The organism is Brevundimonas sp., assembly GCF_041911375.1.
Classification (GTDB): Bacteria; Pseudomonadota; Alphaproteobacteria; order Caulobacterales; family Caulobacteraceae; genus Brevundimonas.
In genome coordinates this window covers 65,114-83,631 of sequence record NZ_JAYRPA010000011.1, presented here as the reverse complement: position 1 = coordinate 83,631, position 18,518 = coordinate 65,114, and the positions used below count along the sequence as shown (strand labels likewise).

Below are 18,518 nucleotides of genomic sequence, written 5' to 3'. Positions count from 1 at the left end.
GGCCGACCGGGTGTCCGGTCGGCCCTCTTCTTTGGCGCTCAGGGCCGCCGGCCGAAGCCGGCGGCGCCCGATCAGTACTTGACCCGCAGCGTCACGCCGTAGGTGCGCGGCTGGCCCAGGAAGGCGCTGATGCCCTGGGTGTCCAGCGCCTGGTTGTAGAAGGTGCCGTCCGGCTGGGCCGTGGTCTGGAAGGCCGTGCCCTGGAGCGGCGAGTTGTAGGCGACCTGCACATACTCCTCGTCCAGCAGGTTCTGGCTCCAGACGTCGACCGTCCAGCGCTCGTCCTCCGAACCGATCGAGATGCGGCCGTTCACGACGGTGAAGGCGTCCTGCATCTTGAACGGGATCAGGTCCGAGCCGGTGTTGTACTCGGTCTGGTACTTGGCCGAGAGGGCGAAGCCGCCGCGCAGGCCGGCGCCCAGCGAACGCTCGAAGTTGACCGAGGCCGAGGCGGACCATTCCGGCGCGAACGACGGGCGCGAACCCGGCAGCAGCGACAGCTGCGGGAAGCGGCCGGGGCTGGTCAGGTCGGCGGCGGTGAAGTCGCCGTACTCCGCGTCCGTGTAGGTCAGGCCGCCCGACAGGGTCAGGCCGTCCAGCGGCGTGAACCACATCATGTCGGCGTCGACGCCCTGGGTCTTCAGCTCGGGGATGGATTCCACGACGAAGGCGGTGCCCAGGAAGGTGTTGAGCTGGAAGTCCTCGAACTTCTGATTGAAGTAGGTGGCGTTGAACAGCACCGACTTGTCGAACAGCGAGCTCTTGAAACCCAGTTCATAGCTGTCGACGGTTTCGGCCGGGAAGAACAGCGAGGCGTCCGGCGTCACGCCGGTCTGCACGCGGTCCATGTTGTAGCCGAAGCCCTTGTAGCCGCGGGCGTACGAGCCATAGACCATGACGTCGTCGTTGATCCGGTAGGCCGCCTTGAAGGTGCCCGACACCTCGCTGTCGTCGAAGTTCTCGCTGATGGCGCGGTTGTCGTAGAGGACGTTGTTCCAGGGCAGGCACTGCGGGCCGATCAGGGCGCTGGCCACCGAGGCGCCGGCCGCCGGGCTGCCCAGCAGGCCGCCGAAGGCGCCGGCGATCAGGGCCGAGTTGCCCAGCACCGCCGCGCAGGAGGCGCCGTTGCCGTTGACGTTGTCCTGCAGGCCGGTCAGGCGCTTGTCGTCCATGGTGTAGCGCAGGCCCAGCGTCAGCTCGAGCTGGTCGGTCACGCGCCAGGTGTTGTTGGTGAAGATCGCGAACGACTGAGACGTCTGGGCGTAGTTGTCCACCACGCCCTGGCCGACGATGTTCACCGGCGCGCCGGGCAGCGGCGGCGTCATGGCGTTGCCGGTCAGGCAGCCCAGGAAGTACTGGGCCCGCGCGGCGGCCGACACCAGGCCGTAGTTGCCGGAGAAGCAGCCCAACCGCGCGGGGCTGGGGGCGATGGCCCCGCCGGTCTGCGCCGCCAGGCTGGAGGTCAGCAGCAGCGAGATGAAGGGGTTGTAGTCGGCGCCGAAGAAGAAGCTGTCCTGGCGACCGATGTCCTCCTTGGTGGCGAAGGCGCCGACCAGCCAGTCGAACCGGTCGGTCGTGCCCGCCAGGCGGAACTCCTGGGTCAGGTTGCTCAGGTCGTAGCCGTAGCTGCCGTCGTTCTCGCGATAGAGGATGTCGGCGCCGGTGTAGTCGATGTCCATGCCGTTGACGGTCGACCAGTCGCGGTACGAGGTCACCGAGGTGAAGCGCGCATTCCAGGAGGGGATGTCGATGTTGGCTTCCGCCGACAGACCCATGTCCTCCATTTCCTGGTCGGTGTCGCGGTTGGCGTAGGCCAGGCGCGAGAAGGGCACGCGGCCGTCGCCGCCGCCTTGCGCCGCCGTGCCGGGGCCGTTCGGCGCCGTCAGGGCGTTGATGATGGCCGCCGTCGGGCTGGAGCGGGTGACCACGCCGACGCAGCAGTATTCGTCACGCTTGGAATAGTCGGCGATCAGGCGGACCGAGGCGTTCTCGGACGGCTGGATCAGCAGCTGGCCGCGCAGGGTCCAGAAGTCCTGGTTCTGGTCGTCGGTCGTGGTGCGCGGGCCGTCGCCGGTGTCCACGTCATAGAAGCCGTCGCGCTGCCGGGCGGCGGCGTACAGGCGGCCGGCGACGCCGTCGGCGATCGGCCCGGTCACCGAGCCGGCCACGCCCCAGGCGCCGTAATTGCCGGCGGTGGCCTCGGCCTCGAAGCCGGGGGTGAAGGAGGGCTGGGCGGTGATGATGTTGATCACGCCGGCCGAGGTGTTCTTGCCGAACAGGGTGCCTTGCGGGCCCTTCAGAACCTCGATGCGCGACAGCTCGCCCAGGTCGCCGAAGCCGACGCCGTTGCGCGAGCGATAGACGCCGTCGATCACCACGCCGACCGAGCTTTCCAGGCCGGGGTTGTCGCCCACGGTGCCGACGCCGCGGATGCGGGCGGTGGTGGAGGCCTCGGACTGGGTCGAGGTCACGGTCATGCCCGGGGTCAGGATCTGCAGATCCTTGATGTCGCGCACCCCGGCGTTCTGCAGCGCCTCTTCCGACAGGGAGGTGACCACGACGGGCACGTCCTGCAGGCTCTGCTCGCGCAGCTGGGCGGTGACGATGATGTCGTCGACGGTCGCCGGCGCATCTTGGGCGGCGGCGGCCCCGGCCAGGCCGAAGGCGGCGGCGCCGACGACGGCGGCGGACACGGTGGTCCTGAGATGATGTATGCGGCGCATGTAGGCGTCCTCCCGGCTCTGAAGGCCCGGTCGCGCGCGCGACCGCGGCGTTTCCCTTGTTCCCAAGCGACCCGGCCCTGCGTGGGGACGGGTTCGATACCGTGAGGCTAAGCCCGCTTCGGCTCGGGCGACAAGCGAGCGTTGTTCGTCGCGACGATTTTTCGCCGTACTTCACCCATCTGTGACAAGGAAGCGACAGAAAATCCTGCCCTTAGGTCAGTTTTTGCGCCTCTTGGCCCTCAAGCGGCTTCACGTCCGGCTCGGCCGCCGCCGGATCCACGACGCGACGTCGACCCGCCAGCGCCAGGACGAGGGCGGCGCCGACGGCCGACAGGATCGACCCGCCGATGACGCCCAGCTTGACCTCGATCTGCTCGGGCGAGTCCACCGCGCCGGGGAAGGCCAGCACGCCGATGAACAGGCTCATGGTGAAGCCGACGCCGCACAGCAGCGAGACGCCATAGACCTGAAGCCAGGTCGCGCCGGTGGGTCGTGCGCCGATCTTGAGCGCCGAGGCGACCCAGGCCGCGCCGAAGACGCCGATCTGCTTGCCCACGAACAGGCCCAGGGCGATGGCGATGACCAGGGGCGCGAAGGCCTGCTCCATCGACAATCCGGCGAAGGACACGCCGGCCTTGGCGAAGGCGAACAGCGGCAGGACGAGGAAGGCGTTCCACGGATGCAGGTCGTGGATGGCCTCCTTCAGGGGGCTTTGACGATCCTCCCTGCGGGCCTTGATCGGCACGATCATGGCGAAGGCCACGGCGGTCAGGGAGGTGCTGAGGCCGGACAGAACGGTCAGATACCAGACGGCGGCGAAGCCCATGACCCAGAAGGGCGAGGCCAGGCGGATGCGGCTGGCCAGCACGGCGCCCACCGCCAGCAGACCCAGGGCCCAGAACAGCGGGGTCCAGTCGGCGCCCTCGCTGAACAGCACCGCGATCAGGGCGATGGCGCCCAGGTCGTCGACGATGGCGAGAGTCAGCAGGAAGACGCGCAGCGACGAGGGCAGCCCCCGGCCGACGAAGCCGAAGATGGCCAGGGCGAAGGCGATGTCGGTCGCCAGCGGGATGGGCCAGCCTTCATGCGGGGCGCCGATCAAGCCCGACAGCAGCAGATAGATGGCCGCCGGGCCCGCCATGCCGCCGATGGCCGCCAGAACCGGCGTGGCCAGCTTGCGCGGGTCGCTAAGCTCGCCGCGCACAATCTCGTATTTGATCTCCAGCCCGACGACGAGGAAGAAGATGGCCATCAGGCCTTCCTTGATCCAGTCGGAGATCGTCTCCTCCAGCCGGATCGGCCCCAGCTGCAGCACGTGGTAGCTCTTCAGCCAGGCGAAATAGTCCCCGCTCCAGGGTGAGTTGGCCACCAGGACGGCGGCGATGGCGGCAAGGGCGAGCGCCGAGCCGGACGCGGCCTCGGTCTTGAGAAAGTCGAGCGTGAATTTGCGCGCCACGGCGGCCTCCGATTCAATTGCTGAAGCTGTCGTGACGCCAGGTTATCGACGGGCGTCGGACCGGATTCGCCCGGGGGCGCCGGCCTGGCCGCAGGGCGGCCTGATCTCTGTGAACAAGGATACGAAGACGGAGGCAAGGGTTCAACCGCCCCCGCATGACGAAAGACGATTGCTCTTCGACGCCGGGATGCGCACCTGACGTCCATGCCCCCCTCCCCCGCCTATCGCCCCGAACCGCGCTTCTTCGACCTGGGCCCGGACTACGCCGACGCCGTGCAGGCCGCCGATTTTCCCCAGACCCTCCTGCGCTTCCGCAACGACCGGGCGGCGGCCGAGGTGGGCCTGGAGAAGCTGAGCGAGGCGGAGTGGATCGCCGCCTTCGGCCGGTTCCAGCCCCTGCCCGGCCAGCCGGGCCCGATCGCCATGCGCTATCACGGCCATCAATTCCGCACCTACAATCCCGACCTGGGCGACGGGCGAGGCTTTCTGGCGGGGCAGGTCCGCGACGTGGCGGGCCGTCTGATGGACCTGGGCACCAAGGGCAGCGGCCAGACGCCGTGGTCGCGGGGCGGCGACGGACGCCTGACGCTGAAGGGCGGCGTGCGCGAGGTGCTGGCCGCGTCGATGCTGGAGGCGCAGGGCGTCCCGACCAGCCGCGCCTTCTCCCTGATCGAGACGGGCGAGGCGCTGGAGCGGGGCGATGAGCCCTCGCCCACCCGGTCGTCCGTGCTGGTGCGGCTGTCGCACAGCCATGTGCGCTTCGGGACCTTCCAGAGGGCCGCCTATCTGGGCCGCAAGGACCAGATCGAGACCCTGGTCGAGCACGTCCGCGCCCTGTACCACCCCCACGTCGCGCCGGGCGACGCGCCGGGCCTGCTGGGCGCCGTGGTGGAGGCGTCGGCCAGGCTGACCGCGCGCTGGATCGCCGCCGGCTTCGTCCACGGCGTGCTGAACACCGACAATCTGAACGTCACGGGCGAAAGCTTCGACTACGGCCCGTGGCGCTTCCTGCCGCGATACGAGCCCGGCTTCACCGCCGCCTATTTCGACCAGACCGGCCTTTACGCCTTCGCCCGCCAACCCGAGGCGGTGTTCTGGAACCTGACGCAGCTGGCCGGCTGCCTGAAGCTGGTCGCCGACGCCCAGCCGCTGACCGACGCGCTGAATGGGTTCGGCCCGGCCTACATCCGCGAACTGCGCGCCGCCTTCCTGATGCGGCTGGGCGTGTCGAGCCTGGGCGAGGCGGCGGACCAGCGTCTGCTGGACGCGACCCTGGCCCTGCTGCGCGAAGGCGGCGAGGCGCTGCGATGGGAGCCGCTGTTCTTCGACTGGTTCGGCGGTTTCGCCTCCTCGGCCCGCGCCCTGTCCGGCCCGCGCGCCAAGGCGTACCAGGGCGAGGCCTTCGACGCCTTCCGCTTTGCGTTGCTGGAGCACGAGCCCAATCGGATCGAGCGGCTGGAGCATCCGATGTTCGCCGCCCGCGAGCCGGAGGAGATGCTGATCGAGGAGGTCGAGGCCATCTGGTCCGCCATCGACGCGCAGGACGACTGGACGCCGCTGGAGGCCAAGCTGGCCCGGCTTGACGGCGCGCGCGAGGCCTGGGGGTTTTCGGCTTAGGGGCCCATGGCCTGGGCGGCGAGCTCCTCCCTTCGTCCTTCCGGGTAGTCCGCAAGACGAATCCGGAAGGACGGACGCACAAACCTTACGAAAGCTTCATCTCGTTTATCGATAATTTCCTTGCTCGTTTATCGATGAATCCATATCGACATTCGCCAAGGGCCGCGAGCGGCGGCCGATTGGAGGGATGACGAATGAAAATGATCGGCAAGCGGTCCATCTCCAGCGCGGTGCGACTGCTCCTGGGGCTGGGAAACATCTTCATCATGATCGGAGCGATCGCGGTGGGGACAGCTCTGGTCGTCAGTCTGATCTTTCCAAGCTTCGGCGCCGGCCTGATGGACGGGCTGAGGGGCGCGGACCGGAGCGCCCACGCAAACTTCGAACTGACAGGACGGCTGACTCTGTTCGGCGCGTTTCTGGTCTGCGGATTCACCTGGTGGATCGTCAACCGCCTGCGGCGCATCCTGCTGTCCGTGAACCAGGGCGACGCCTTCGAATTCGCGAACGTCAAACGGCTCCAGGCCGTGGGTTTCGGCCTTCTGGGAATCCAGTTGACGGGCCTGATGCTGGCCGTCGTCGCGCCCCACGCCATTGGCCAGTCGGCCTCAGACTATGATTTCAGCCTCGGGTCCTGGCTGGGCATACTGGTCGTGTTCATCCTGGCCGAGGTGTTCCGGCAGGGCTCGGCCATGCGCGACGAACAGCTGACCACGGTCTGAGGCGCGCCATGATCATGATCCAGCTGGACCGCCTGCTGCTTGAACGCCGCATGTCCCTGACCGAACTGTCCGACCGCGTCGGCGTCACCCTGGCCAATCTGTCGATCTTGAAGACCGGCAAGGCCCGCGCCGTGCGCTTCTCGACCTTGGACGCCCTGTGCCGCGAACTGGAGTGCCAGCCCGGCGACCTGATCGTCCAGACGCCCGGGCCGCAGCCGGACACGGAGGCTTCACCGGACTGAAACAATAAGTCATCAACGGATGTCATCAGCTGATGTCATCGCATGATGACAAATTTCGAAAGCGCCGCTATACACCCCCTTGCAGGCGACGAAAGGCAATCCGATATCGTCGCTGTTGCGAATTACCAGGCTCTCCCCGATGACCACCTCGACCCTTCCCGTCTCCTCCCCCCGGGCGCGTTCTCGCGCCGCCTACCGCAACATCACGCTCTGGACCCTGCAGGGCTGGATCGCGATGTTCTTCATCGCCGCCGGCTACGCCAAGCTGACCGAGCCGATGACTAATCTGATCACCCTGATGGGCTGGCCCGCCGTCGCGCCCGAGAACATGGTGCGCGGCCTGGGCGTCGTGGAGGTGGTGCTGGCGCTGGGCGTCCTGTCGCCGCTGCTGTCCTGGCGTCTCTTCCGACCGATCCTGCTGACCTCGGCCGTCGGCCTGGTCGTGCTGGAGACCGTCATGTTCGGCGTCCACGCGCTGAGCCAGGACATCGGCCTGGCGGTCGTCAACGCCATCCTTCTGGCCATCACCGTTCCGGTGCTGCTGGGTCGCCGCAAGGCCTGATCTCCCCCCAGCCGGCGGCGCCGTCGGGCCCGGAGCCTTCCCCCAGGCTCCGGGCCATTTTCGTTTTGCGGGGCGCGAGACGAAAAGCTTACCCTTACGTGCGCGTAAAGACGCTTCCCTTTACGCGCACGTAAAGATATGAAGGCGGCATGGCGACCGCCGACGATCATCGCACCTATTCCATCCGCCAGCTGTGCCGCGAGTTCGGCGCCACGGCGCGGGCCCTGCGCTTCTATGAGGACAAGGGCCTGCTGACGCCGGCGCGCAAGGGCCAGACGCGGGTCTATGACGCCCGCGACCGCGCGCGGCTGAAGCTGATCCTGAGGGGACGCCGCATCGGCTTCACCCTGCAGGAGATCCAGGAGATGATGGATCTCTATGACCGCAAGGATCACAACGTCCACCAGATGGCCGTCGCCCTGGTCCGTCACCGCGCCCAGATTTCGGCGCTGAAACAGCAGCTGGAAGACATCGAAGGCGCGATCGAGACGGCCGAGGAGGCCTGCGCCTGGATGGAATCCAAGCTTTCCGAACACCGCCCGGACCTGCTTCCGGGCGCCGAGGACTATGAGCGGCTGCTCAAGTCCCGCCTCAACCACGACCATCACCACCCGTTCAAAGCGAGAGCCTGATCTATGGCCTATAAGTCGCCCGTCCGCGATTTCACCTTCATCCTGAACGAAGTGCTGGAGATCGACCGCTACACCAACCAACCCGGTTTCCAGGACGTCTCTTCGGACCTGGTCGGCCAGATCCTCGAGGAAGGCGCCAAGTTCGCCGACGAGGTCATCGCCCCGATCAACAATCCCGGCGACAAGGAGGGCTGCCACTGGGCCGAGGGCGGCGTGGTGACCGGTCCCAAGGGCTGGAAGGAAGCCTACAAGGCAATGTCCGAGGCCGGCTGGATGGCGCTGGCCGCCGACCCGGAATACGGCGGCCAGGGCATGCCCAGCGTGGTGGCCTCGGCCTTCGGCCAGATGACGGCCGGCGCCTCGGCGGCGTTTTCGATGTATCCGGGCCTGACGGCGGGCGCCTACGCCGGCATCCACGCCAATGCGTCCGAGGAGCTCAAGCAGAAGTATCTGCCCAAGATGGCGACCGGCGAATGGTCGGGCACGATGAACCTGACCGAGCCGCAGTGCGGCACGGACCTGGGCATGGTGCGCACCAAAGCCACGCCGAACGGCGACGGCAGCTATTCGATCACCGGTCAGAAGATCTGGATCTCGGCGGGCGAGCACGACTTCGCCGACAACATCATCCACACCGTGCTGGCCCGCGTCGAAGGCGCGGTTCCGGGCATCAAGGGCCTGTCGCTGTTCGTGGTGCCCAAGTTCCTGGTCAATGACGACGGGTCGCTGGGCGAGCGCAACAGCCTGGAATGCGCCGGCCTCGAGCACAAGATGGGCATCCACGGCAACGCCACCGCCGTCATGCAGTACGACGGCGCCAAGGGCTGGCTGATCGGCGAAGAAGGCCGCGGCATGAACAATATGTTCGTGGTCATGAACGAGGCGCGCCTTGGCACCGGCCTGCAGGGCCTGGCCATCGGCACCGCCGCCTATCAGGCGGCCGTCGAGTTCGCCAAGGACCGTCTGCAGGGCCGCAGCCTGACGGGGCCGAAGAACCCGGACGGCCCGGCCGACAGCATCATGGTCCACCCCGACGTGCGCCGCATGCTGCTGGAGTCCAAGGCCTTCGTCGAAGGCGGCCAGGCCTTCATCCTGTGGACTGCGCTCCACGCCGATCTGGAGAAGTCCGAGGACGAGGCCGTCGCGACCAAGGCCAAGGACTACATGGGCCTGCTGACGCCCGTGCTGAAGGCGTATCTGACCGACAAGGGCTTCCACGTCGCCAGCCTGGCGATGCAGGTGCACGGCGGCTCGGGCTACACCGAACACTTCCCCGCCTCGCAGTATCTGCGCGATGCGCGGATCACCATGATCTACGAGGGCACCAACGGCATCCAGGCGCTGGACCTGGTCGGGCGCAAGCTGCCCGCCAACGGCGGCCGGGCCATCATGACCTGGTTCGGCGAAATCGACGCCTTCGTCGCCGAAAACGGCTCGAACGAGGCCATCAAGCCCTTCGTGGACGGCCTGGCGGATGTGAAGGCCAAGCTGCAGGACGGCACCATGTGGCTGATGCAGAACGGCATGGCCAATCCGGACAACGCCGGCGCGGCCTCGACCGACTATCTGAACGTCTTCGGCCTGACGGCGCTGGCCTATATGTGGGCGCAGATGGCCAAGGCGGCTCAAGCCCAGATCGAGGCCGGCTCGAGCGACCCCTACTACGCCAACAAGCTGATGACGGGCCGCTACTTCGTCGAGCGCATCCTGCCCGACGCCGACGCCCACCTGAAGAAGCTGAAGACCGGCGCCGATGTGCTGATGGCCATGCCGGCCGAGGCGTTCTGACAACGCCGCACTGACCTCTCCCTCCCCCCTGCGGGGGAGGGAGGTCGAGGCGAAGCGGAAACCGGGTGGGGGCGGCCACGCAGTCCGCCCTTCACGCCTTGCGACGCTTCGCCCTGACGTCCCCACCCGGCCGCGGTGCGGCCACCCTCCCCGCACGGGGAGGGAGAACGCCGGAGTGATCCATGAACGTCCTCGCCACCCCCGATCCCGACTTCATGAAGGAAGAGGAGATCACCCTCTTCTCCGACAGCGTCGGCAAATGGATCGACGAGCACGCGCCGATCGAGAAGGTGAACCAGTGGATCGCCGACTCCTCCGTGCCGCGCCGTCTGTGGAACGACGCCGGCGAGGCGGGCCTGCTGGGCCTGTCGCTGCCAGAGGAAGACGGCGGCTTCGGCGGCGACTATCGGCACGAGGTCGTGCTGATGCGCCAGCTGGGCTGGAAGGGGGCCGACCACTTCGGCATCAGCCTGCACAATGCGATCGTGATGCCCTACATCTGGCATTACGGCACCGAGGAGCAGAAGCAGCGCTGGCTGCCGCGGCTGCAGTCGGGCGAACTGGTCGGCGCCATCGCCATGACCGAGCCGGGCGCCGGCTCGGACCTGCAAGGGGTCAAGACCACCGCCCTGAAACAGGGCAACCAGTATGTGGTGAACGGCTCCAAGACCTTCATCACCAACGGCCAGCTGGCCAACTTCATCATCGTGGTGGCCAAGACCGATCCGGCCGAGGGCGCCAAGGGCACATCGCTGATCGTGGTCGAGACCGACGGGGCCGAAGGCTTCGAGCGCGGCCGGAACCTGCACAAGATCGGCATGGAGGCCAACGACACCTCCGAACTGTTCTTCAACGACGTGAAGGTCCCCGGGGACAACATCATCGGCGGGACCGAGGGCCAGGGCTTCGTCCAGCTGATGCAGCAGCTGCCGCAGGAGCGGCTGAACATCGCCGTCCAGGGCGTCGCCGCCGCCGAACGCGGGCTGGAGCACACCCTGGCCTACGTCAAGGAGCGCAAGGCCTTCGGCAAGCGCATCCTGGATTTCCAGAACACCCAGTTCAAGCTGGCCGAGGTCAAGACCAAGCTGACCGTCGCCAAGGTCTTCGTCGACCATTGCATCGGCCTGCACCTGAAGGGCCAGCTGGACGCCGCCACGGCGTCGATGGCCAAATACTGGGTCACCGACATCCAGGGCGAGACCATCGACGAGATGCTGCAGCTGCACGGCGGCTACGGCTACATGAACGAATACCCGATCGCCCAGCTGTACAAGGACGCGCGGGTGCAGCGTATCTATGGCGGCACCAACGAGATCATGAAGCTGCTGATCGCGCGGACGCTTTAGCCCCTCTTGCGACAATGTACGGAAATCCGTACATTGTCGCCATGAACGCCATGTCCGTCACCGAACTGCGTAAGAACCTGGCCTCGGCCATCGACCGGGTGACGACGGACCATGACTACACCATCATCACGCGTGAGGGCGGCAAGCCGGCGGCGGTGCTGATGTCGCTGGAGGACTTCGCCTCCTGGCAGGAAACGGAATACCTGCTGCGCAGTCCGGCGAACGCCGCCCGCCTCCGGGAAGCCGTGGCCCAGTTGGATGCGGGCGGCGGCCAGGTGCGCGAACTGATCGAAGAATGAAGCTGACCTTCCACGCCCATGGCTGGGAGGACTATCTTCACTGGCAGGATCATGACCGGAAGATGCTGCGAAAGCTGAACCGGCTCATCACGGAATGCCAGCGCACGCCCTTCTCCGGGACGGGCAAGCCTGAACCCTTGAAGGGCGATTTCGCGGGATGGTGGTCGCGGCGCATCGACCAGGAACATCGCCTCGTCTATCGCGCGACGGACGATACGCTTCTGATCGCCCAATGCCGCTATCACTACGAACGATGATCCGCCTTCACGTCACCTCTTCCCTCTCCGTCGGCGGCGCCGTCGCCCCCACCCTGGACCAGTCGCGCTATCTGACCCAGGTCATGCGGCTGAAGGCGGGCGACGACCTGCTGGTGTTCAACGGCCGTGACGGCGAGTGGCGCGCCTCGATCGCCGAGGTGCTGAAGAAGGGCGTGATCCTGCGCGCCGAGGAACAGGTGCGGCCCCAGACCTATGGCCCCGATCTGGAGCTGATCGTCACGGTGGTGAAGAAGGCGCGCGTCGAGACCATCGTGGAGAAGGCCGCCGAACTGGGCGCCCGGCGGGTGCGGCTGGTCCTGACCAAGCGCACCAACGCCGACCGCATCCGCCTGGACCGGCTGGACGCCATCGCCGAGGAGGCCGCCGAACAGACCGGCCGCATGGACGTGCCCGCCGTCGATGATCCGGTGAAGCTGGACGCCCTGCTGGACAGCTGGCAGGCCGATCGCCGGCTGATGTTCTGCGACGAAACGGGCGGCGCGCCGGCGATCGCGGCCCTCGGCGCCGCCGGCGCAGGCCCCTGGTCGATCCTGATCGGCCCCGAAGGCGGCTTCTCGCCCGAGGAGCGCGAGCGGCTGCGCGCCCTGCCCTTCACCACCGCCGTTTCGCTGGGGCCGCGCATCCTGAGGGCCGACACCGCGGCCATCGCGGCGATGACCCTGTGGCAGGCGGCGGTCGGCGACTGGGAGCGCTGATTTCCTTTCGCGCGTCCCTTGAGCCTGGCCGTATCCTCGCCCATCTAGCCGCGACAGACGGTCGCTGAGTGCGCCGGAGGGATCTGACGCATGACCGACACCGCGCCCTTGACCCGCGAAGCCCTGCTCGGGGCCATGACCAAGGGCGCCAAGCCCAAGGACCAGTGGCGGATCGGCGCCGAGCACGAGAAGTTCGGCTTCGACAAGGCGACCCTGGCCCGCCCCGCCTATGACGGCCCCGGCGGCATCAAGGCCATGCTGGAGGGCCTGCAGCGCTTCGGCTGGTCGCCGGTGGAGGAGAACGGCTTTCTGATCGGATTGGAGCGCCGGAACGCCGAGGGCTACATCGCCTCGGTCAGCCTGGAGCCCGGCGGCCAGTTCGAACTGTCGGGCGCGCCGCTGCTGACCATCCACGACATCTGCAACGAGACCGGCCAGCACCTGATGGAGGTCAAGCAGGTGGCCGACCAGATCGGTGTCGGTTTCCTGGGCGCCGGTTTCGATCCGCTGTGGAGCCGCGAACAGGTCCCGGTCATGCCCAAGGGCCGCTACGACATCATGCGCGCCTACATGCCCAAGGTGGGGACGCTGGGCCTGGACATGATGCTGCGGACCTGCACCATCCAGGCCAATCTGGACTTCGATTCCGAAGCCGACATGGTGGCCAAGTTCCGCACCTCGCTGGCGCTGCAGCCGATCGCCACCGCCCTGTTCGCCAACAGCCCCTTCACCGAGGGCCGCCCCAACGGCTTCCTGTCGGCGCGGGCCAATGTCTGGACCGACACCGACGCCGACCGCACGGGGATGCTGGACTTCGTGTTCCAGGACGGCTTCGGCTTCGAGCGCTACGCCGACTATGCGCTGGATACGCCGATGTATTTCGCCAAGCGCGACGGGCGCTACGTCGACGCCTCGGGCCAGTCGTTCCGTGACTTCCAGGCCGGGAAACTGCCGGCCCTGCCGGGCGAATATCCGACGATCAAGGACTGGAACGACCACCTGACCACCCTTTTCCCCGAGGTGCGGCTGAAGGCCTATCTGGAGATGCGCGGCGCCGACGGCGGGCCGTGGAGCCGGATCTGCGCCCTGCCCGCCCTGTGGGCCGGGGTGCTGTATGACGCCCCGTCGCTGGCCGCCGCCTGGGACCTGTGCAAGGACTGGGACATCGCCGATCACGAGCGCCTGCGCCGCGACGTCACCCGCCTGGGTCTGAAGGCCGAGGTGGCCGGCCGATCGGTGCGCGACATCGCCGTCGACATGGTCGCCATCGCGCGCCAGGGCTTGAAGAACCGCGCCAAATTCTCGGGCGGCATGGTGGACGAGCGTGGCTATTTGGCCGAGCTGGAGGACATCGCCGACAGCGGCGTGACGCCCGCCGAGCGGCTGCTGGACCTGTATCACGGCCCCTGGCAGGGCGACGTGAAGCGCATCTACGCCGATTTCGCCTACTGAGGGGACGCCGCGACAAGGCAAGCTTAACCGGTCGCGGATAGGCTGATCCCGTTCGAGGATCTTCGCCGTCATGACCTGTTTGTCGCTCGCCGCTTCGTCGACTTGCAACGACGCATCCGACGTCGACGTGAACACCTTCTTCGACGTCTCTCTGGACCTGCTGGTGGTGCGGGAACTGGACGGGCGCGTCGTCAAGGCCAGCGCCTCCTGGTTTTCCGTGTTGGGGTACCGGTCCGACGAGATGGAAGGGCGGGGCCTGATGCGGCTGGTGCATCCGGACGACCTGCCCGCCACGCTGCAAAGCATCGTCGAGGTCGAGAACCGCCGGCCCGGCGACCCCGTGCTGGGACAGGTCAACCGCTACCGCCACAAGGCCGGCCACTATGTCACCCTGGAATGGCGCGCGCAGCGATTCGGCGATCGCATCTACGGCATCGCGCGCGACGTGACCGAAAAGGCGGCCGCGGAGCAGGCCCTGCGGAACGCCAAGGCCGCCGCCGAGGAGGCCAACCGGGCAAAGTCGGACTTCCTGGCCAATATGAGCCACGAGATCCGCACGCCCCTAAACGGCGTGATCGGCGTCGTCGACGCCCTGTCGCGCACCGAGCTCAGCCCAGAACAGGCCGAGATGGTCGCGCTGGTCGCCAGTTCGGGCGTGACGCTGGAGCGGCTGGTCTCGGACATTCTGGACGTCTCCAAGATCGAGGCCGGCCAGCTGGACCTGGAGACCCGCCCCTTCGACCTGGACGAGGCCCTGGCGGCGCCGCTGGACGTCATGCGCCTGCGCGCCGAGCACAAGGGGCTGGCGCTGAACGTCCAGCGCGATCCGAACGCGCGCGGCGTCTTCGTCGGCGACAGCACCCGGATCGGCCAGATCCTGAACAATCTGCTGTCCAACGCCATCAAGTTCACCCACCAGGGCGCCGTCTCGGTCGGGGTGATGGTGGACGAGGACGCCGACGGCCTGACGCTGCTGACCCTGACGGTCGAGGACACCGGCGTCGGCTTCTCGTCCGAACAGGCCGCGCGCCTGTTCGACCGCTTCAGCCAGGCCGACAGCACCATCACCCGGCGCTTCGGCGGCACGGGCCTGGGCCTGTCGATCTGTCGGTCTCTGGTCGAGATGATGGGCGGCCGGATCGCCGCCGCCTCGACGCCGGACGTCGGCAGCCGCTTCACGGTCGAGATCCCGCTGGCGCGGGCGGGCTCACTGAGCGACTACGACACGCGCGAGCGGGCCCGGGCGACCGAGGCCCAGCGCGCCCTCCGCCCCTTGCGCGTGCTGCTGGCCGAGGACCATCCCGTCAACCAGCGGGTCGTGCAGCTGATCCTGGCGGCGCACGAGATGGAGATCGTCACCGTCGCCGACGGCGCCCAGGCCCTGGCCGCCTTTGAGGACGAGGTCTTCGACCTGGTGCTGATGGACATGCAGATGCCGAACATGGACGGCCTCAGCGCCACCCGCGCCATCCGCAGGCTGGAGGCCGAACGTCCCGCCCAGGCCCGCACGCCCATCATCATGCTGAGCGCCAACGCCATGGCCGAGCATCGCGACCAGGCCCAGGCCGCCGGCGCCGACATCCATGTCCCCAAGCCCATCACCGCCGCCAGCCTGCTGGCCGGCATCCAGGCGGTGGTGGCCGACTGACCTTCGGGCCGGCGGGTCAGCGACCTGCGCAGGGCGGATATCGCCCCGAAGCCTGTCTCGCGTCTCCTGACGTCTTAGGCGGGATGAGCGGCTATCGGCTGGCATGGCCGACTGCGCCTTGATTACGCGCGCGTGTTCGCCTTCATGGGCTATGTGATAGCCTCTGATCAGGACGCGGATGGCGCGCTCATCCAGCGGGTTCGTCACGGACACGAGGATCGGCGGGGCGATCCTCATGGCGGCGACAAGGGAACGATCCATGACCCACCCCATTCACATCGGCGTCGGCGGCTGGACGTTCGAGCCCTGGCGCGGGGTCTTCTATCCGGAGGGCCTGGTTCAGAAGCGGGAGCTTGAGTACGCCGCCTCGAAGCTGACCTCGATCGAGATCAACGGCACCTACTATTCGACCTTCAAGCCGGACAGCTGGAGGAAGTGGCGCGACGAGACGCCGGACGGCTTCGTCTTCTCGGTCAAGGCCAGCCGCTACTGCACCAACCGCAAGGTGCTGTCGGACGGGGCCGAGAGCTTCGACCGGTTCCTGTCGCAGGGCCTGACCGAGCTGGGCGACAAGCTGGGGCCGATCAACTGGCAGTTCATGGGCACGAAGAAGTTCGACGCCGAGGACTTCGAAGGCTTCCTGAAGCTGTTGCCCCGGGAGAAGGACGGCCTGCGCCTGCGTCACGCGCTGGAGGTGCGCAACCCGACCTTCGCCACCGAGCAGTTCTACGATCTGGCCCGCAAGTACGGCGCGGCCATCGTCTACGCCGTGGACGACGAGGAGCCGACGTGGCCCCAGATCGACGAGGACACGGCCGACTTCACCTACGCGCGTCTGATGTCCAGCCGCGAGGACGAGCCGACCGGCATGACGGCGGGCGAGCTCGAGGCCATCGCCGAACAGGCCAAGGCCTGGGCCCGGCGCGGCGACGTCTTCGCCTACTTCATCTCGGGCGCGAAGGTGCGGAACCCGGCGGCGGCGCAGGCGCTGATCGAAGCGCTGAAATAGACGTCGCCGTCTTGCGGACGTGCGTGCGCCGCCTCATCTGAGGCCGGCTCACCGCAAAGCCTGAAGGACCATTCCATGCCGATCGCCACACGCGCCTTCGCCGCGACCGCCGCCGACAAGCCGCTGACGCCCTACAGCTTCGAGCGTCGGGACCCCGGCCCGGACGACGTGCTGATCGACATCAAATACAGCGGCATCTGCCACTCCGACCTGCACATGGCCCGAAGCGAGACCGGCCCGGCGACCTATCCGCTGGTCCCGGGTCACGAGATCGCCGGCGTGGTGCGGGCGGTCGGATCGAACGTGACCCGCTTCAAGGAAGGCGACCGCGTCGGCGTCGGCTGCATGGTCGACAGCTGCCGCACCTGCCCGTCCTGCCAGGAAGGGCTGGAGCAGTACTGCGTGCCCGGCTTCACCGGCACCTACGGCAATCCCGACAAGAAGGGCGGCACGGCCGAGACCATCACCCAGGGCGGCTATTCCACGGCCATCACGGTGGATCAGCACTTCGTCCTGTCGATCCCCGACAGCCTGCCGCTGGACGCCGCCGCGCCGCTGCTGTGCGCGGGCATCACCACCTATTCGCCGCTGAAGGAATGGGGCGTCGGACCGGGCTCCAAGGTCGCGGTCATCGGCCTGGGCGGCCTGGGGCACATGGCGGTCAAGCTGGCCGCCGCCATGGGCGCGGAGGTCACCGTCCTGTCCACCTCGGACCGCAAGAAGGCCGACGCCGAGCGGATGGGCGCCAAACATTTCCTGATCAACTCGGACAAGGCCGCCATGAAGGCGGCGGCCGAGAAGTTCGACCTGATCATCAACACCGTCTCGGCCACGCACGAGATCGCCAGCCATGTCCAGCTCCTGGCCCGCGACGGGACCATGGTCATGCTGGGCCTGACGACCGAGGGCCTGCCGGTCTATGCCGTGCCGCTGCTGTGGCGGCGCCGTCGCATCGCCGGCTCGCTGATCGGCGGGATCAAGGAGACCCAGGAGATGCTGGACTTCTGCGCCCAGCACGGCATCGCCTGCGACATCGAAACCATCGCCCCGGACCAGATCAACGAAGCCTATGAGCGGATGCTGAAGTCCGACGTCCGCTATCGCTTCGTCATCGACGTCGAGAAGATGGCGGCCTGACCGAGAGCTTCCGTCACGGAAACGCCGCTTGCACGCGCCGCCATGGTCGTTAATCCTGAAGCGTGACAAGGCCTTGCAAGGGCCGGGATCAGGGACAGGAGACGATCATGGCGCGCGTGGCATTCGTGACCGGCGGCACCCGAGGCATCGGCAAGGCGATCGTCCAGCGTCTGCACGAGGACGGAATCCGCGTCGCGGCCGGCTATTCCGGCAATGACGAGGCCGCCCGGGCCACGGCCGAAAAACTGGGCTGCATGGTGGTGAAGGGCAATGTCGCCAGCTTCGACGACTGCGCCCGCGCCGTGCAGGCGGTCGAGGCCGAGCTGGGCCCCGTCGACATCCTGGTCAACAACGCCGGCATCACGCGCGACGGCTTCTTTCACAAGATGAGCCACGACCAGTGGTCCGACGTGATCCGGGTGAACATGGACAGCGTCTTCAACATGACGCGCCAGGTCATCAACGGCATGCGCGACCGGGGCCACGGCCGCATCGTCAACATCTCCTCGATCAACGGCCAGAAGGGCCAGGTGGGCCAGACCAACTATTCCGCCGCCAAGGCCGGGATGATCGGCTTCACCAAGGCCCTGGCGCTGGAGAACGCGCGCAAGGGCGTCACCGTCAACTGCATCGCGCCCGGCTATATCGACACCGAGATGGTCGGCGCCATGGACCCGAAGGTGCTGGAGACCATCGTGGGCCAGATCCCCGTGGGCCGGCTGGGCAAGGGCGAGGAGATCGCCGACATGGTGTCGTGGCTGGTGGGGGAGCGTGCCGGATATGTCACAGGCTGCACCCTGTCGCTGAACGGCGGTCAGTATCTGGTCGGTTGAGGCGGGTTCGCCAAAAATCCGCCGCGCGCCGGTTTCATCCATAGTCTCATGAAGTTGACGGACGAGGTCAGGGCGAAAA

Annotated in this window: 17 protein-coding genes; 15 read left to right on the top strand and 2 right to left on the bottom strand. The window is 67.4% G+C overall.

The genetic code is table 11. The features are described from left to right. Positions 1 to 71: 71 nt before the first annotated feature. Together ACE3PU_RS01695 and nhaA are read right to left on the bottom strand one after the other, a co-directional pair. Positions 72 to 2,723: a TonB-dependent receptor gene (locus ACE3PU_RS01695; RefSeq protein WP_374385986.1), complete on the bottom strand. Its 2,652-nt coding sequence runs from the start codon at positions 2,721 to 2,723 to the stop codon at positions 72 to 74. Positions 2,724 to 2,934: 211 nt separating this feature from the next. Next, on the bottom strand, positions 2,935 to 4,179 hold the full coding sequence (nhaA, locus tag ACE3PU_RS01690) for a Na+/H+ antiporter NhaA (RefSeq protein WP_374385984.1): 1,245 nt from the start codon (positions 4,177 to 4,179) through the stop codon (positions 2,935 to 2,937). A gap of 204 nt (positions 4,180 to 4,383) precedes the next feature. Between nhaA and ACE3PU_RS01685 the strand changes: the two genes are divergently transcribed. The 15 genes from ACE3PU_RS01685 to phbB all read left to right on the top strand — a co-directional run bounded on the left by ACE3PU_RS01685 (position 4,384) and on the right by phbB (position 18,439). Beyond that, positions 4,384 to 5,796 (top strand): protein adenylyltransferase SelO, encoded by a 1,413-nt coding sequence (locus ACE3PU_RS01685; RefSeq protein ID WP_374385982.1) that lies wholly within the window; start codon positions 4,384 to 4,386, stop codon positions 5,794 to 5,796. A 194-nt stretch (positions 5,797 to 5,990) separates the two neighbouring features. Next, entirely contained in the window at positions 5,991 to 6,518 is a 528-nt protein-coding gene (locus ACE3PU_RS01680; RefSeq protein WP_374385980.1) for a DUF2975 domain-containing protein, read from the top strand. A gap of 8 nt (positions 6,519 to 6,526) precedes the next feature. Continuing rightward, complete coding sequence (locus ACE3PU_RS01675) at positions 6,527 to 6,760, top strand: helix-turn-helix domain-containing protein (protein ID WP_374385978.1); 234 nt, start codon at positions 6,527 to 6,529, stop codon at positions 6,758 to 6,760. A 139-nt stretch (positions 6,761 to 6,899) separates the two neighbouring features. Beyond that, entirely contained in the window at positions 6,900 to 7,322 is a 423-nt protein-coding gene (locus ACE3PU_RS01670) for a DoxX family protein (RefSeq protein ID WP_374385976.1), read from the top strand. Between the two features lie 149 nt (positions 7,323 to 7,471). Next, positions 7,472 to 7,954: a MerR family DNA-binding transcriptional regulator gene (locus tag ACE3PU_RS01665; protein ID WP_374385974.1), complete on the top strand. Its 483-nt coding sequence runs from the start codon at positions 7,472 to 7,474 to the stop codon at positions 7,952 to 7,954. A gap of 3 nt (positions 7,955 to 7,957) precedes the next feature. Next, positions 7,958 to 9,742 (top strand): acyl-CoA dehydrogenase C-terminal domain-containing protein, encoded by a 1,785-nt coding sequence (locus tag ACE3PU_RS01660; protein WP_374385972.1) that lies wholly within the window; start codon positions 7,958 to 7,960, stop codon positions 9,740 to 9,742. 182 nt (positions 9,743 to 9,924) lie between these two features. Further along, a complete protein-coding gene (locus ACE3PU_RS01655) occupies positions 9,925 to 11,088 on the top strand; it encodes an acyl-CoA dehydrogenase family protein (protein WP_374385970.1) in 1,164 nt (387 codons plus the stop codon). A 41-nt stretch (positions 11,089 to 11,129) separates the two neighbouring features. Further along, positions 11,130 to 11,387, top strand: a complete 258-nt coding sequence (locus ACE3PU_RS01650; protein ID WP_374385967.1) for a type II toxin-antitoxin system Phd/YefM family antitoxin — start codon at positions 11,130 to 11,132, stop codon at positions 11,385 to 11,387. Continuing rightward, positions 11,384 to 11,644 carry a Txe/YoeB family addiction module toxin gene (locus tag ACE3PU_RS01645; RefSeq protein WP_374385965.1) on the top strand — a complete coding sequence of 87 codons (261 nt, stop codon included), beginning with the start codon at positions 11,384 to 11,386 and terminating at the stop codon, positions 11,642 to 11,644. Before ACE3PU_RS01650 ends, ACE3PU_RS01645 begins: the two co-directional genes overlap by 4 nt. Next, on the top strand, positions 11,641 to 12,360 hold the full coding sequence (locus ACE3PU_RS01640; RefSeq protein WP_374385963.1) for a 16S rRNA (uracil(1498)-N(3))-methyltransferase: 720 nt from the start codon (positions 11,641 to 11,643) through the stop codon (positions 12,358 to 12,360). Before ACE3PU_RS01645 ends, ACE3PU_RS01640 begins: the two co-directional genes overlap by 4 nt. Positions 12,361 to 12,450: 90 nt before the next feature. Beyond that, on the top strand, positions 12,451 to 13,812 hold the full coding sequence (locus tag ACE3PU_RS01635; RefSeq protein WP_374385961.1) for a glutamate--cysteine ligase: 1,362 nt from the start codon (positions 12,451 to 12,453) through the stop codon (positions 13,810 to 13,812). A 127-nt stretch (positions 13,813 to 13,939) separates the two neighbouring features. Continuing rightward, a complete protein-coding gene (locus ACE3PU_RS01630; protein ID WP_374385959.1) occupies positions 13,940 to 15,460 on the top strand; it encodes an ATP-binding protein in 1,521 nt (506 codons plus the stop codon). Between the two features lie 235 nt (positions 15,461 to 15,695). Further along, positions 15,696 to 16,469 (top strand): DUF72 domain-containing protein, encoded by a 774-nt coding sequence (locus ACE3PU_RS01625; protein WP_374385957.1) that lies wholly within the window; start codon positions 15,696 to 15,698, stop codon positions 16,467 to 16,469. A gap of 75 nt (positions 16,470 to 16,544) precedes the next feature. Continuing rightward, a complete protein-coding gene (locus ACE3PU_RS01620) occupies positions 16,545 to 17,606 on the top strand; it encodes an NAD(P)-dependent alcohol dehydrogenase (protein WP_374385955.1) in 1,062 nt (353 codons plus the stop codon). A gap of 107 nt (positions 17,607 to 17,713) precedes the next feature. Next, positions 17,714 to 18,439 (top strand): acetoacetyl-CoA reductase, encoded by a 726-nt coding sequence (gene phbB, locus ACE3PU_RS01615; protein ID WP_374385953.1) that lies wholly within the window; start codon positions 17,714 to 17,716, stop codon positions 18,437 to 18,439. Positions 18,440 to 18,518 lie beyond the last annotated feature (79 nt).

Bases quoted from the DNA above. Each gene is read 5' to 3' on its own strand.
- ACE3PU_RS01695 (WP_374385986.1), bottom strand. From the start codon at position 2,723: ATGCGCCGCATACATCATCTCAGGACCACCGTGTCCGCCGCCGTCGTC.
- ACE3PU_RS01685 (WP_374385982.1), top strand. From the start codon at position 4,384: ATGCCCCCCTCCCCCGCCTATCGCCCCGAACCGCGCTTCTTCGACCTG.
- ACE3PU_RS01680 (WP_374385980.1), top strand. From the start codon at position 5,991: ATGAAAATGATCGGCAAGCGGTCCATCTCCAGCGCGGTGCGACTGCTC.
- ACE3PU_RS01675 (WP_374385978.1), top strand. From the start codon at position 6,527: ATGATCATGATCCAGCTGGACCGCCTGCTGCTTGAACGCCGCATGTCC.
- ACE3PU_RS01670 (WP_374385976.1), top strand. From the start codon at position 6,900: ATGACCACCTCGACCCTTCCCGTCTCCTCCCCCCGGGCGCGTTCTCGC.
- ACE3PU_RS01665 (WP_374385974.1), top strand. From the start codon at position 7,472: ATGGCGACCGCCGACGATCATCGCACCTATTCCATCCGCCAGCTGTGC.
- ACE3PU_RS01660 (WP_374385972.1), top strand. From the start codon at position 7,958: ATGGCCTATAAGTCGCCCGTCCGCGATTTCACCTTCATCCTGAACGAA.
- ACE3PU_RS01655 (WP_374385970.1), top strand. From the start codon at position 9,925: ATGAACGTCCTCGCCACCCCCGATCCCGACTTCATGAAGGAAGAGGAG.
- ACE3PU_RS01650 (WP_374385967.1), top strand. From the start codon at position 11,130: ATGAACGCCATGTCCGTCACCGAACTGCGTAAGAACCTGGCCTCGGCC.
- ACE3PU_RS01645 (WP_374385965.1), top strand. From the start codon at position 11,384: ATGAAGCTGACCTTCCACGCCCATGGCTGGGAGGACTATCTTCACTGG.
- ACE3PU_RS01640 (WP_374385963.1), top strand. From the start codon at position 11,641: ATGATCCGCCTTCACGTCACCTCTTCCCTCTCCGTCGGCGGCGCCGTC.
- ACE3PU_RS01635 (WP_374385961.1), top strand. From the start codon at position 12,451: ATGACCGACACCGCGCCCTTGACCCGCGAAGCCCTGCTCGGGGCCATG.
- ACE3PU_RS01625 (WP_374385957.1), top strand. From the start codon at position 15,696: ATGGCGGCGACAAGGGAACGATCCATGACCCACCCCATTCACATCGGC.
- ACE3PU_RS01620 (WP_374385955.1), top strand. From the start codon at position 16,545: ATGCCGATCGCCACACGCGCCTTCGCCGCGACCGCCGCCGACAAGCCG.
- phbB (WP_374385953.1), top strand. From the start codon at position 17,714: ATGGCGCGCGTGGCATTCGTGACCGGCGGCACCCGAGGCATCGGCAAG.